This window comes from Dactylosporangium sp. NPDC049525, from assembly GCF_040676755.1.
GTDB lineage: Bacteria > Actinomycetota > Actinomycetes > Mycobacteriales > Micromonosporaceae > Dactylosporangium.
The window spans coordinates 170,040-183,528 of the sequence record NZ_JBFAPO010000017.1 but is presented as its reverse complement, the minus strand read 5'-3'; the positions used below and the strand labels follow the sequence as shown (position 1 = coordinate 183,528).

Annotated in this window: 10 protein-coding genes; 2 read left to right on the top strand and 8 right to left on the bottom strand. The window is 68.9% G+C overall.

Annotated elements, in window-relative coordinates; translation table 11 throughout:
- Positions 1–49: 49 nt before the first annotated feature.
- From AB0K00_RS24935 to AB0K00_RS24910, 6 genes are all read right to left on the bottom strand, one after another.
- Positions 50–1,051, bottom strand: coding sequence for an ABC transporter permease (locus AB0K00_RS24935; RefSeq protein WP_363524005.1), 1,002 nt, complete (start codon positions 1,049–1,051; stop codon positions 50–52).
- A gap of 134 nt (positions 1,052–1,185) precedes the next feature.
- Positions 1,186–2,952 carry an ABC transporter substrate-binding protein gene (locus tag AB0K00_RS24930; protein WP_363524054.1) on the bottom strand — a complete coding sequence of 589 codons (1,767 nt, stop codon included), beginning with the start codon at positions 2,950–2,952 and terminating at the stop codon, positions 1,186–1,188.
- A 152-nt stretch (positions 2,953–3,104) separates the two neighbouring features.
- A complete protein-coding gene (locus AB0K00_RS24925; RefSeq protein ID WP_363524002.1) occupies positions 3,105–4,106 on the bottom strand; it encodes an ABC transporter permease in 1,002 nt (333 codons plus the stop codon).
- Positions 4,107–4,596: 490 nt separating this feature from the next.
- A complete protein-coding gene (locus AB0K00_RS24920) occupies positions 4,597–5,412 on the bottom strand; it encodes an exodeoxyribonuclease III (RefSeq protein WP_363523999.1) in 816 nt (271 codons plus the stop codon).
- A gap of 33 nt (positions 5,413–5,445) precedes the next feature.
- Positions 5,446–6,456 carry a LacI family DNA-binding transcriptional regulator gene (locus AB0K00_RS24915; RefSeq protein WP_363524051.1) on the bottom strand — a complete coding sequence of 337 codons (1,011 nt, stop codon included), beginning with the start codon at positions 6,454–6,456 and terminating at the stop codon, positions 5,446–5,448.
- A gap of 299 nt (positions 6,457–6,755) precedes the next feature.
- Positions 6,756–7,133, bottom strand: coding sequence for a hypothetical protein (locus tag AB0K00_RS24910; RefSeq protein ID WP_363523996.1), 378 nt, complete (start codon positions 7,131–7,133; stop codon positions 6,756–6,758).
- A 261-nt stretch (positions 7,134–7,394) separates the two neighbouring features.
- On the opposite strand from AB0K00_RS24910, the gene AB0K00_RS24905 reads away from it, so the two are divergent.
- Positions 7,395–7,922 carry an AAA family ATPase gene (locus AB0K00_RS24905; RefSeq protein WP_363523993.1) on the top strand — a complete coding sequence of 176 codons (528 nt, stop codon included), beginning with the start codon at positions 7,395–7,397 and terminating at the stop codon, positions 7,920–7,922.
- Between the two features lie 59 nt (positions 7,923–7,981).
- On the opposite strand, the gene murD is transcribed toward AB0K00_RS24905, so the two are convergent.
- Both murD and AB0K00_RS24895 read right to left on the bottom strand, forming a co-directional pair.
- A complete protein-coding gene (gene murD, locus AB0K00_RS24900) occupies positions 7,982–9,331 on the bottom strand; it encodes a UDP-N-acetylmuramoyl-L-alanine--D-glutamate ligase (protein ID WP_363523990.1) in 1,350 nt (449 codons plus the stop codon).
- The gene (locus AB0K00_RS24895) at positions 9,318–10,634 is read right to left on the bottom strand and encodes a hypothetical protein (protein WP_363523987.1); all 1,317 of its coding nucleotides are present in this window, start codon (positions 10,632–10,634) and stop codon (positions 9,318–9,320) included. Before AB0K00_RS24895 ends, murD begins: the two co-directional genes overlap by 14 nt.
- 352 nt (positions 10,635–10,986) lie before the next feature.
- On the opposite strand from AB0K00_RS24895, the gene AB0K00_RS24890 reads away from it, so the two are divergent.
- Positions 10,987–13,467: a transglycosylase domain-containing protein gene (locus AB0K00_RS24890; RefSeq protein WP_363523984.1), complete on the top strand. Its 2,481-nt coding sequence runs from the start codon at positions 10,987–10,989 to the stop codon at positions 13,465–13,467.
- Positions 13,468–13,489: the final 22 nt, after the last annotated feature.

Here is a 13,489-nt window from a genome sequence, read left to right as displayed (position 1 = left end):
CACTCCTTTCCAGGGGTGCCGGGTCGAGCGGAACGGGGCAGCGACAGGGTCACGAGAGCCGCACCCGTGGGTCGATCACGGCGTAGAGCAGGTCCACGAGCAGGTTGGCCATGACGATGAAGAACGCGCCGAACAGCGTCACGCCGAGGATGATCGGCAGGTCCTTGACGGTCACCGCGTCGATGCTGAGCCGGCCGATGCCGGGGAGGCTGAAGACGCTCTCGGTGAGGATCGCGCCGCCGAGGAGGCCACCCAGGTCGAGCCCGAAGATCGTCACGATCGGGGTGAGCACGGAGCGCATCGCGTGCTTGCCGACGACCACGCGCTCCTTGAGGCCCTTGGCGCGCGCGGTGCGGACGTAGTCCTCGCTCATCGTCTCGAGCATCTGGGCGCGGGTGAGCCGGGTGTACTGGGCGGCGAAGAGCAGCGCGAGGGTGACCCAGGCCAGGAACAGCTTGTTGGCCCAGCCGGCGGGGTCGTCCTTGAAGTTGACGTATTCGCCACCTTCGAAGATGTGCCAGGTGTGGACGAACAGCTGCTGGGCGACCAGGCCGGTGAAGTAGATGGGCAGTGAGACGCCGGCGAGCGCGATGATCATGGCGGTGCGGTCCGCGATCGAGCCGCGTTTCAATGCCGATATGACGCCGCCGGCGACGCCGAAGAGCAGCCAGATGACGGCGGCGCCGAGGGCGAGGGAGACGGTGACCGGGAGCCGGTCGATCAGCAGCGGCCACACCTCGCGGTCGGTGCGGAAGGAGTAGCCGAAGCACGGGGCGGAGCAGTGGGTGACGCTCGGGCCGTTGTTGTAGTCCCGGCCGGCGACGATCCCCTTCAGGAAGCGTCCGTACTGGACGTAGATCGGCTTGTCGAGGCCCAGCTTGACCCGGGTCGCCTCGACGTCGCGCGGGGTCGCCGACTTACCGACGTACATCTGGGCGGGATCAGCGCCGGCGGCCTTCGGGATCGCGAAGAAGATCAGGAAGGTGACGGCCGAAACGGCCACGAGCAGCGCGACTGCCGTGACCAGGCGGCGCAGGATGTAATTGATCACGTGTGCGGCCTGACGCCGGCCGGTTCGACGGGGTTCCCGTCTCACCGGCCGGCGCCGTGGCCTTCACCTGCCTTCGTTTCCTCGGAAGGGCGGGTTACCGGCTTACTGGCATTGCGCGGTCAGGTGCGACCAGGTCAGCTGGAGACACCCAGGCTGGCGAAGTCGTACATGCCGTAGTACTCCGTGACGAACACGTTCGTCAGTCGGGGGTTGCGGTAGTTCAGGGCCTTGTCGTACGTGAACGGCACCATGACGGCCTCGTCCATGACGATCTTGTTGATCTGGCCCCAGATGTCCGCGGCGGCCTTCGGGTCGGTCGCGGCCTTCGCCTTGTCGATGAGGCTGTTGACCTCAGCGTTGTTGAGCTCGGCGTAGTTGTTGTTACCCGACTGGGAGATCGTACGGCCGTCGACAAGGATCGACAGGAAGCCGTAACCGGTCGGGAAGTCCGCGCCCCAGCCGGCCATCATCAGGCCGTAGCCCTTGGCGGCCACGTTGGACGGCGCGCCGATGGTCGAGCGGAAGTACAGCGAGGCGTCGGTCGGGTCGAGCCGGGCGTTGATGCCGACGTTCTTCAGCGCGGCCTGCAGCGCCTCAGCGGTCTTCGGCTCCTTGCCGGCGTTACGGGTGGCGATGACCGTGTCGAAGCCGTTCGGCTGGCCACACGCGGCCAGTTCTTCCTTGGCCTTGTCGATCTGCGGCTTGCCGGACTTCGTGTTGTACGGGTCCAGCGCCGGGTCGTGACCCGCGATGTTCGGCGGCAGCATGTTGGTGGCGATGTCGCCACCGGCCTCGGCGCCACCACGTGCGGTCTGCATCGTGATCTTGTCCGTGGCGTACTGCACGGCCTTGCGGCAGTGGATGTTGTCGAACGGCTTGACCTTGGTGCTGATCGAGAAGTAGCGGATGAAGCCGGTGGTCGGCGTGTCCGCGTTGGCCTTCTTGCTCGCGTCGAGCAGGATCTTCGGCTGCGCACCCTGCTGGACACCGGTCTGCGCGGTGTCGACGTCGACGTCGCCGGCCAGCAGCTGGTTGTCGATCTCCTCGACGGCCGTGCCGATGGTCAGGTCGATCTGGTCCGGCAGCGCCTTACGGATGGTGTCCGTCTTCGGGTCCCAGTTCTCGTTGCGGACCAGGACGGCCTTCTTGCCCGGGTCGAACGACTGGAACTTGTACGGGCCGGTCGAGACGGGCTTGTCACCGTACTTGTCGCCGGTGTCCTTGGCCTTCTGGACGGGGCCGGCACCGGGCATGGCGAGCAGGTAGCTGAAGTCCGAGAGCGGTTCCTTCAGCTTGAAGACGATCGTGGTGTCGTCCGGGGTCTCGACGGACTTGAGGCCCAGACCGTTGGGGTCGGTGTCCTTGTACGGGCCGGGGTACTTCTGACCCTGGTCCAGCACGTCGACGATGTAGGTGGGGCCACCGGACAGGATGTCCTGCGCGAAGACGCGCTCGATGCCGTACTTGACGTCCTTCGAGGTGATCGGCGAGCCGTCCTCGAACTTGACGCCGGCCTTCAGCTTGAAGGTGTAGGTCTTGCCGCCGTCGGTGATCTCCGGCAGCTTCTCGGCCAGGTCGGGCTCGAGCTTCAGGCCGTCCTCGCCGGGCTTCGACGCGTTGGTGAGGAGGGTCCGGACGTAGTAACCCTTCTGGAAGTTCCACACCCACGCGTAGTAGGCACGGACCGGGTCCCACGAGTCCGCGTCAGAGTGGTTGACGAGCTTGAGCGTGCCACCCTTCTTCTCGGAAGGGTTGACGACGCCCTTGGTGGCGGCGTTGAAGCCGGACACACCTGAGGTGCTCCCGCCGGTGGTGGGCGTCTTGTCGTCGCCGCCCGACCCACAGGCGGACAACACCAGGGCGACAGCAGCCGAACCGGCCACCAATGCCCCTGTCCTCATTCTCACTAGGTTTCCCTCCTTGTTTGGCACGGTCCGCCGAGGGACGGGCCGTCCGAGCTGTGCTGCTGTGCGAGCGGAGATCGGGGTGGCACGGGACGGATCCCTGGCGTGGGATGCGGTCCGGGCCGGGGTGGCGGCGCGCCGGTGACGGGTTACCGGTTGGCCTTGGGGTCGAGCGCGTCGCGCAGCCCGTCGCCGAACAGGTTGAACGCGAGGACCATGATGAAGATCGACAGGCCCGGAACGAACATGTACACCGGGTCGTAGGTGTAGAAGTTCACCGCGTCGGACAGCAGTCGGCCCCACGAGGGAGTGGGGGGCAGCACGCCGACGCCGAGGAAGGACAGCGAGGCCTCGAAGACGATGTTGGTCGGGATGACCAGCGTCGAATAGACGAGGATCGGGGCGACCAGGTTGGGCAGCAGCTCCCGGAAGAGGATCCGCACCGGTCCGGCGCCGACACTGCGGGCGGCCTCGACGAACTCGCGTTCTCGCAGGGACAGCGTCTGTCCGCGCACGATGCGGCCGATATACGGCCAGCTGAAGAACGAGATGACGCCGACGACGACGCCGATGCGCCACGCGGTCGTGACCGGCACGACGGAGATCAGCGCGATCGAGAACAGCAGGTAGGGGAACGCGAGGATCAGATCCATCAGGCGGCTGACCAGGCTGTCGATAAAGCCGCCGAAGTAGCCGGCGGTGATGCCCAGCACGACGCCCAGGATCACCGCGACGACCGTCGCGGACAGCGCGACCAGCAGGGAGACCCGCGCGCCGTAGATGATCTGCGAGAACATGTCGCGGCCGGTGACCGGCTGCACGCCGAGCAGGAAGTCCTTGCTGATGCCGCCCCAGGTCCCGGGTTCGGGGATGCCACCGAGACTGGGGTTGATCTTGTCCTGGTGGTACTCGTTGATCGGATGGCCGAACACCTTGTTGATCAGCGGCGCGAAGATCGCGATCAGCACGAGGAACACGATGACGCTGGCCCCGGTCAGCGCGATCTTGTCGCGCTTGAGACGGGTCCAGGCGATCTGACCTAGCGACCGACCCTCGATGGCCTTGGCGGGGACACCGGGTGGCGTGCTGGTCGCCTCTTCGACACTCGGCACCTGCTCGTCGCTTCTGGACGTGACGGGTCCCATAGTCATGGGCGTGGCGCCCCTCTCCCCGGCCGCTTGCCCGCCTTGCACAGCCGCCAGCAATGGCCGTCGCAGCATGGGAACGCGCGTCGGCCAGACCGGGGCCCGTGGCAGTCAGCAGCCGATCGGCTGTGTCTTCGTGGACTCCTGGTGCCCTATCCGCAGGTTCGGTCCACGGGCAGAGCGTGCACGAAGCCGACTTGGTGTGTCGCCTCCGTTGGAGGAACCCTGTCTCCCGTTCGGCCGATCGTCAAGGGTCACCCCCCGTCCTGTAACCAAGTCCACGCCGGGCCGTGATGAGGGCGTGATCCAAGCACAACGACTTTTGGATCATACACCCCCGAAAAGGGCGAATTACCGGCTCATGGTAACGGTGTGGTTACGCTCCGTCGTGGATACAGCACGCACAACCTGACGGATGGGGCCATCCATCACTTTACTTGATCGTTTCACTTTTAACAGTACCGTCCGGTCAGGCCACGCTGATCACGGAGAGTACTCAGAGATCGATGTCCACCACGACCGGGGCGTGGTCTGACGGTCCCTTGCCCTTGCGCGCCTCGCGGTCGATGTAGGCCGTCTTGACCCCATCCGCAACGGTAGGACTCGCGTAGAAAAGGTCAATCCGCATACCTTTGTCCTGGTGGAACATCCCGGCCCGGTAGTCCCAGTAGGTGAAGGGATTCGGGCCCTTCATCGGCGCGGGGACGACGTCGCGCAGACCGGCGGCCCGCAGCGCCGCCAGGGCGTCCCGCTCCGGGGCGGTGACGTGCGTCGAACCGATGAACGCCGCCGGGTCGAACACGTCGGCGTCGGTCGGCGCGACGTTGAAGTCGCCGCACACCACGAGACGGTCGGTGGCCGCGAGCTCACCGGCGACGCGGGAGCGCAGCACCTCGAGCCACTGCAGCTTGTAGGTGTAATGCGCCGAGGTCGGCGTGCGGCCGTTCGGCACGTACACGGACCATACCCGCACCCCACCGCAGGTCGCGGAGATCGCTCTGGCCTCGATGCGTGGCGATTCGAACAGGCCCTCTTCGCCGCCCGGCTCGCCCGCCCAGCCGGGATCGCCCTCGAAGCCGCGCACCACGTCGTCGAGGCCGACCCGGGACAGCAGCGCCACCCCGTTCCAGCGGCCCTCACCGTGCGCGGCGACGGCGTAACCGTGCGCGGCGACCTCCTCGGTGGGGAAGCCGTCCGCGCCGACCTTGGTCTCCTGCAGGCAGAGCACATCGGGCCCGGCCAGCTCGAGCCACTCGAGGAGCCGGGGCAGCCGGGCCTTGACCGAGTTCACGTTCCAGGTCGCGAGTCTCACCTGTCCCACCATGCCCTATTTGAGGCCGCTACATCAGGCCGACTCGCGCTTGATGAGCTCGGTGGGCAGCAGCAGGACCGGCTCGATCTGCTCACCGGCCGCCAGGCGCAGCACCTGCCGGGCCACGGTGCGCCCGATGTCGGTGATCGGCTGGCGGACCGTGGTGAGCGGCGGCTCGGTGTCGCGGGCGAACTCCATGTCGTCGAACCCGACGACCGCCACGTCGTCGGGCACCCGGCGGCCGTTCTGGCGCAGGGCCCGCAGCGCGCCGTCGGCCATCGCGTCGGACGCGGCGAACACGGCGTCGAGCTGGGGGTCGTCGGCGAGCAGCTGACTCATCGCCAGGGCGCCGGACTGCCGGGTGAAGTCGCCGACCGCGACGATCGAGCGCCGGCTTGCGTCCTGCATCGCTGAGCGGTACCCCTTGAGCCGGTCGATGCCGGCGCTCATGTCCTGCGGGCCGGCGATGGTCGCGACCCGGCGACGGCCGGTGTCCAGCAGGTGGCGCACCGCGGTGCGGGCCGCGTCCTCGTTGTCGACGTCGACATAGGGCACCTGGGACTGGGTCAGCAGCCGGCCGTTGCAGACCACTGGCACGCCGGCCCGGCTCAGGCGCTCCGGCAGCGGGTCCGCGCCGTGCATGGAGAAGATGATCGCGCCGTCGACGTGGCCGCCGGTCGCGTAGCGCTCGACCCGGTCGTGGCTGGGCCCGGACGGCCCGACCATCATCAGCACCAGCTGCTTGTCGGCGGCCTCCAGCTCGAGGCTCACGCCGCGGATGACGGCGGCGAAGAAGGGGTCGTCGGAGAACACCCGGCTGGTCGTCTCCGACGCGACGAGGGCGATCGAGTCGGTCCGCTGGGTCACCAGGCTGCGGGCCGCCTGGTTGGGGACGTAACCGAGGGCGTCGACGGCGTTGAGCACCTTGTCGCGGATGTGCGGCGCGACGGAGGTGGAGCCGTTCACCACGCGGGAAGCGGTCGCTCGTGAGACCCCGGCGCGCTGCGCGACGTTCTCCAGAGTGGGCCTGTCCCGCCCCGACATCACCATGTGCGCTTTCCCCCATATCTGTCTGCCGGACTCATCATGACTGAAGCTGCCCGATGTTATGGCGCACAAAAAGGGACGGGCGACGAAGCATGCCGCTCCGCCGCCCGTCGCACCCTCACACCGGTTACACCCTGATCACGATTCACCTGGACGATCGGCTGGTCACCCTGGCCGCCAATCGGCCTGAGAGCGCTCTCAAGACACGATTCAGAGTGGGCCATGACTAGCGCATTGTCAATCGCGAAACCCCATGAAAGCGCTCTCTGGAATATGTTGTCGGAAACGCCAAATACCTATGCGGCCTGTCGCCGGCGACAGGCTTCGACGTGTGCCGCGACGACAGCAGTGGTGTTGGAACGCACACACGCGTCGGCGCCCGCCTCGAGTACGTCGACGACCTCCTGATGGTCGCTGTACGGGCTGAGCACCACCACGATCGCCGAGGCCGGGTGACGCAGGCAGGCGGCCGTCACCGCCCTTGGGCCGGGGTCGTCGAGCACCACGATGTCCGGGTGACGCACCACGGGCTCGTGCGTCGTGCGCCGCAGGACGGTCCAGTCCTGTGGCAGATAACGGGTCAGGTCCGTGAACCGGGACCCGTCGGCGACGACCAGCACGGTGACGTGGTCAAGGTCGGAGGCGGAACGCTGCGGGAGGGTCAAGATGTCCATGCCTCATTTATCGCGCCCTGGCCTGCCATTGGGCTCGACGCCGGCTGCGAAGATCCTGGCAGGGTGTATTAGCTGGGCCACCGCTATTAGCTGGGGCCACCGCTGGCGCGGCGTCCCGGCGGGGGGTTCCCACCCCGCACCCCCCATGCTCGCTCCGCTCCCACTCAAGCTGGACCATGCGCGGGCGGGCGGGCGGTATCCGCAGGATCCGGCACGGCGTTGTTCGGCGCTGGTGGGGGTTGGGCGTGAAAGGGTTGGGGGGTGATCGTCTGGATCAATGGGCCTTTCGGTGTCGGGAAGACGACGCTGACGAAGGAACTGTGCCGTCGTGATCCGAAGGCGCGGGCGTTTGATCCGGAGCGCATCGGCTGGGTGCTCAAGCGCACGGTCGGGCTGCTGCGGCCCGGGGACTACCAGGACCTGCCGGCCTGGCGGTCGGCCACGGTCACCGCGGCCGCGTGGCAGGCCCGGGGCGCCGACCCGCTGATCGTGCCGATGACCGTGCTGCGCGGGACGGTCCTGCGCGAGATCTTCGGTGGCCTGCGCGGCCGTGGTCACGAGGTACGCCACCTGCTGCTGGACGTGTCCGCGCCGGTGCTCATCGAGCGGGTCGAGAACGATGACGACGACGGGCCGCAGGCGTGGCGGCTGGACCAGCTCGGCGCCTACCTGACCGCCCGGCACGACCTGCGCCGCGTCGACGCGGTCCTGGACACCGACGACCTGGAGCCGGACGAGGTCGCCGACGACGCCGAGGCGATCATCGCCGGCTGGCGCGCGCCGGCCTGAGCCAGCGCCGCGGCCCTGAGCCCGCGCCGCTGAGCCGGCGCAGCGCCGCTGAGCCGGTGCTACGGCGCGGAGTCGGCGATCGCCTGGCGGAACACCTTGGAGCGGTGCGCGTAGTTGTCGAAGCGGCCGTAGCTGGGCGCCGCGGGGGACATCAGGACGACGCCGCCGGCCGGGGTCACCTTCCGCGCCAGGGCGACCGCATCGACGAGGCTGTCGCTGACATACGTGGTGACCAGCGGCAGACCGTCCAGGAGCGACACCAGCCGCGCCCCGCTGTCGGGCATGCCGATCACCGTGGTCGGCTCGGTCGCGGCGGCGAAGTGCTCGCGCAGCGGCGAATAGTCCACGCCGCGGTCCTCGCCGCCGAGCAGCACGGTCAGCGGGCGGTCGCGGAACGCCTCGATCGCGTGGATCGCCGCCTGCGGGATCGTGGAGAGCGAGTCGTCGACGAAGGTGAGACCGGACGGGTCCTCGATGCGCTCGAGGCGGTGCGGCAGCCCGGCGAACATGCCGAGCGCCGCTTCGAGGGCGGGTGCGGCGTCCAGGACGTCCACGCCCGATGCCCGCAGCACGCCCAGGGCGATGCAGAGGTTGGCCTCGTTGTGCCGGCCGGGCAGCCGCAGCGCCGCGCGGGGGAACAACGGCCGCGACCCGAGATGAAAGGCGCCGCCGTGGACGTGGAAGGAGTCCGTGCCGCCGACGACGTGCAGCGGCAGGTCGGTGAAACGGCGCGACAGCTCGGCGAGGACCGCCGTGGACTCGGCGTGCACGACCACCGCCTCGGGGCCGTTGGCGACCAGGTTCAGCTTGACGCGGTAGTACTCGTCCTCGCTGCCGGTCCAGTCCAGGTGCTCCGGGAACAGCGAGGTGACCGCCGCGACCCGGGGTGAGTCGTCGAGGTCGGCGCACTGGTACGCGGACAGCTCCAGCACATAGGTCGGCGCCTGCGGCAGGTCCAGCACCGGGATGCCGATGTTGCCGCCGAGCTCGTTCGGGAAGCCGGTCGCGGCGAGCAGGTGGCTGACCAGGCTGCTGGTGGTGCTCTTGCCCTTGCTGCCGGTCACGCCGACGGTCCGGTCGCGGTGCGCCGCCATCCACAGGGCGGTCCCGCCGGTGACCCGGGTCCCCGCCGCGCGGAGCTGGATCATCCACGGGTGGGTTTGCGCGACGCCGGGGGAGCGCACGACCACGTCGGCGACGCGCAGCGCGTCGAGCCCGGCCGGCCCGTTGTGCAGCGGCGCGAGCGCGGCGAGCTGCGGTGACCAGTCCTTGGCGAGGAAGTTCTGCCGGTCGTCGACGGCGACCAGCGACGCGGGCCCGATCGGCGCGATGGCGCGGACGGCGGCGACGCCCTCCCGGCCGGTGCCCCAGACCGCGACACGCCGGTCGCGCAGGTCAGCGAGCTGCACCGAGACCCTCCAGGGCGGCGAGGTAGACCGGCGGGACCAGGTTGGGTCCGTCGCCGCGGAACGTGGCCTCGACCTCGGCGTCGGACGGCAGCTTCGCCGCTGCGGTCAGTTCAGCCGTCAGCGCCGAGACGATGAGGGTGTCCTTCCACTCGTCCTGCTCCGCGAGGAGGCGCAGCGCGACGACGGACTCCTCGATTTCGCCCACGCACTCGAACGGCTTGTGCGCGGTGAGGCCCATCAGCTCCCGGTACCCCGGCAGCTGGGTCGCGTCGGCGAAGATGTCGGTGCCGAAGATGCCGAGCAGGCGCTCGCGGCCCGTGAACGGTGCCATGGCGAGGAAGACGAATCGGCATTTCGGGCAGTGCCCGCACCACCGGTCGGTCGCGTCGCGCTGCTTGAACGCCGCGTTGCAGCTGGTGACGACGCCGTCATAGGCGGTGAACTTCGCGAACAGCGCGGCGATGTGCAGCTCCGACAGGCCGCGCAGCAGCGAGAAATACGCCCCTTGCAGGCCGGCGTGGGCGAGCAGCGCGTCGCGGAGGTGCGCCTCGGCGGGCAGGCCCTTGGACCACTGGTGGTTGATGTCGCGGCCGAGCCAGTTGAGGTTGGGCACCGACGCGGACGCCTCGTTGGACATGACGACCGGGCCGAGGCCGTGCATGAGCGAGGCGGCGACCGCGATCAGCGAGTTGATCGCGGTGACCGGGATGTGGCCGTTGTACGCGCCGCTCGCGTTCAGCTCCCGCATCCGCGGGTCGAGGGTGCGGCGCACGAAGCGGGCCGGCTGCGGCGACACGGCGCAGACGGCGCGGATGATCGGGTTGGGGTTGACCGCGAACAGCACCGGGTCGAGCCCGGCGCGCTGCAGCGCCTCCATCGTGACGATCGAGTCCTTGCCACCGCCGACCGCGGCCAGGGGCGCGCCGGACGGCTCGTGCACCGCGGCGGGCGGCGCCGCGTCCGGGCCGGGCACGATCTCCAGGTCCAGCACGTAGGCCAGCTGGTTCTGGTACGCGAACTCGCCCAGGCCCTCGCGGTACAACGCCGTGACCCACGGCAGCGCCTGCTCCGCCAAGGGGAAGCCGAGCTCCACCTGCTTCGGCGCGGCGATCTTGTAGTAGGAGGTCGACGCCGCCACGTACAACAGGTCCAGCACCCGGTCGAGCGCCGGATGGATCACCGACGGCGGGCCGAAGTCGACGGTCTCGGTGAGCACGAGGTCACCGAGCGCATAGTGGAAGCGGGCGACGCCGGTCGACGGGTCGAACTCCCGACCGGGGAAGCGCAGCGCTTCGACGTTCACGCAGGATCTCCTAGCTTTCGCGACGCAGACCGGGCAATGGTAGCCGCCGCGCAGGTGCCGCCGGCCGCCGCACGCGGTCGGGTTCCCGCCTGCCCTGCGTCGCTTTGATCGTTACCGAAAGTGATCGGGATCGCCGTCAATGGCGAATGGCCGTACGCTCGCGCCATGCGTGTCCGGCGTCAGGTGGCGAATGCGCCGGCGTCGACGATGACGCTGCGTGAGTTCCGAGGGTGGCAAGACGAGTCGCGGCTGCCACGCCGCGCTGCGGCCGGACCCACAGACATGGGGGCGACAAGACGTGGAACAGATGCACTACGGCGAGCCGAGCAACCCCGTATCGGGCAGGGCGAGCGTGCCTGGATCCCCGGGTGGCGCGGGCGCCACGGGACGCGCCAGCATCGGCAGGGCGGACGAGCCGGCGACCGGCCGGGCATCGGTGCGCGGTGCGGCGCCGGCACCGGTGCGCGCGTCGGCGCGGGTCGGCGGGCCGCCGGTGGACACCCCGCCCGAGTCCGGCGGGGGCAGACCGGCGCCTGGCACCCGGGCGAAGCGACGACGACGGCGGAACATCGTCATCGCCTCACTGGCCGCGTTCATCATGCTCGCCGGCCTCGGCCTGGTGGCCGGCACGTACTACTTCGACCAGGTGGGGCTGCCCGAGGACCTCACCCTCGAGCAGTCCACGTCGATCTACTACGCCGACGGCCCGCTGATGGCGCGGATCGGCAGCAAGAACCGCACCCTCGTCACGTTCGAGGAAATCCCGCTGCACGTCCAGCACGCGGTCGTCGCGGCGGAGGACAACACGTTCTACACCAATGACGGCGTCGACTACTGGGGCGTCGCCCGGGCCGCGTGGAACAACGTCACCGGCGGCGACCGGCAGGGCGCCTCGACGATCAGCCAGCAGTACGCCCGGAAATGGGCCGAGCTGGAGGGCGTGACCTACGCCCGGAAAGTGCGCGAGGCGGTCATCGCGCTGAAGCTCAACCAGTCGTACAGCAAAGACCAGATCATGACGATGTACCTGAACATCATCTACTTCGGCCGCGGCGCGCACGGCATCCAGGCGGCGTCGTTCGCCTACTTCAACAAGCCCGTCAAGGACCTGTCGATCGCCGAGGGCATGGTGCTCGCCGGGATCATCAAGAACCCCTCGGGCGACAACGAGAAGGGCAGCCCGTCCGACCCGACGGTCGACCCGGTCAAGGCGGAGGCCCGCTTCGACTACATCCGCAAGCAGATGGTGGCGCTGAAGTTCGTCTCCGAGGCGGAGGCGAAGGAGAAGCTCACGATGCCGACCACGGTCATCACCCAGGCGCAGAACCGGGCCAACAACCTCACCGCCAACACCGCCCTGGACAAGCCCGAAGGCCATGCGGTGCACCACGTGCTGCAGGAGGTCGCGGCGCTGACCGACCCGAAGACCGGGCTGCCGCTGTATGAGAGCGTCGACCCCCAGGGCAAGAAGAACTTCGACAAGGTCCGCGACGGCGGCCTGAAGATCGTCAGCACCCTCGACTCCAGGATCCAGCAGGTGGCCGTGCAGGAGGCGAGCGCCAGCAGCAAGGACTCCAACATGTACGGCCAAAAGCCGAACCTGCAGGCCGCGCTGGTGGCGGTCGAGCCGGGCACCGGCGGGGTCAAGGCCTACTACGGCGGCGACAACGGCTCCGGCAGCGACTACGCCGGCTACTCCACGGATCCGGTGCTCAGCGACGGCAACCCGAGCTGCTGCGGCGGCCATCCGCCGGGCTCGACGTTCAAGGTCTACACCCTCGCGACGGCACTGATGGCCGGGTACTCCATCAACTCCCACTGGAACGGCATGCCGCAGGACTTCCCGGGTCGCACGGCGGCGCTGAAGAACCAGATCAAGAACGCGACCGAGGGCACCGACCCGAACTGCAAGTCGGGTTCCGGCACCTGGTGCACGCTCGAGGAGATCACGGTCAAGTCGTTGAACATCCCGTTCTACGCGATCGCGCTCGACCAGACCCCGGCGAAGGTGATCGACACGGCCCGGGCCGCGGGCATCACCAGCATGTGGGCGACCATCGAAGGAGAGCCGCTGCCGCAGCGGCAGGACCTGATCAAGTACTCCGGCAAGGACGTCGCGAAGTACTTCGGTGCCGAGGTCGGGTTCGGCCAGTACCCGATCACGGTCCTGGACCACGCCGGCGGCCTGGCGACCTTCGCGGCCCGCGGCATGGCCACCAAGACCCACTTCCTGAAAGAGGTGTGGGAGGGGGAGAAGCGGGTCTTCGGCGAGGTCATCAAGCCGCAACGGATCCCCGGCTTCTCCGAGCAGATGGCCGACGACCTCACCGCCGTCCTGCGCGGGGTGCCGGACCACTACCAGCTGAAGGCCGCGCACGGCTACCAGCTCGCCGGCAAGACCGGCACCTGGCAGCTCGGCAACACCACGTCGCAGGGCAACGCCCACGCCTGGATGGGTGGCTACGTCCCCTCCGACAAGGCGAAGAACTCGCCCGGCCTGGCGGCCGCGGTCTGGGTCGGCAACAAGGACAAGGAAGTCGCCATCAAGTTCAACAATGGCAAGAACATCATCGGCGGCGAGCTGCCGGGCCCGATCTGGCGCGACTTCATGGACGGCGCGCTGACGAAGGTGAAGATGCCGAAGGTGTCGTTCCTGCCCTCGAAGGGCGTCGGCGACAGGGACGTCGGCACCGGCGTCTCGCCCGGACCGAGCACGCCGGCGGAGAACCCGACCCCCGGCCCCAACCCGACCCCCGGCCCGAGCCAGCAGAGCCCCAGCCCGAAGCCGAGCGTCAGCCCGAAACCCAGCGTCAGCCCCAGTAAGCGCGACTGAACCGGGCGGCGGCCACGGCACC

Excerpts from the sequence above, each read along its gene's own strand:
- AB0K00_RS24910 (WP_363523996.1), bottom strand. The coding sequence starts at position 7,133 with ATGGACATCTTGACCCTCCCGCAGCGTTCCGCCTCCGACCTTGACCAC.
- AB0K00_RS24925 (WP_363524002.1), bottom strand. The coding sequence starts at position 4,106 with ATGACTATGGGACCCGTCACGTCCAGAAGCGACGAGCAGGTGCCGAGT.
- AB0K00_RS24915 (WP_363524051.1), bottom strand. The coding sequence starts at position 6,456 with ATGTCGGGGCGGGACAGGCCCACTCTGGAGAACGTCGCGCAGCGCGCC.
- AB0K00_RS24930 (WP_363524054.1), bottom strand. The coding sequence starts at position 2,952 with ATGAGGACAGGGGCATTGGTGGCCGGTTCGGCTGCTGTCGCCCTGGTG.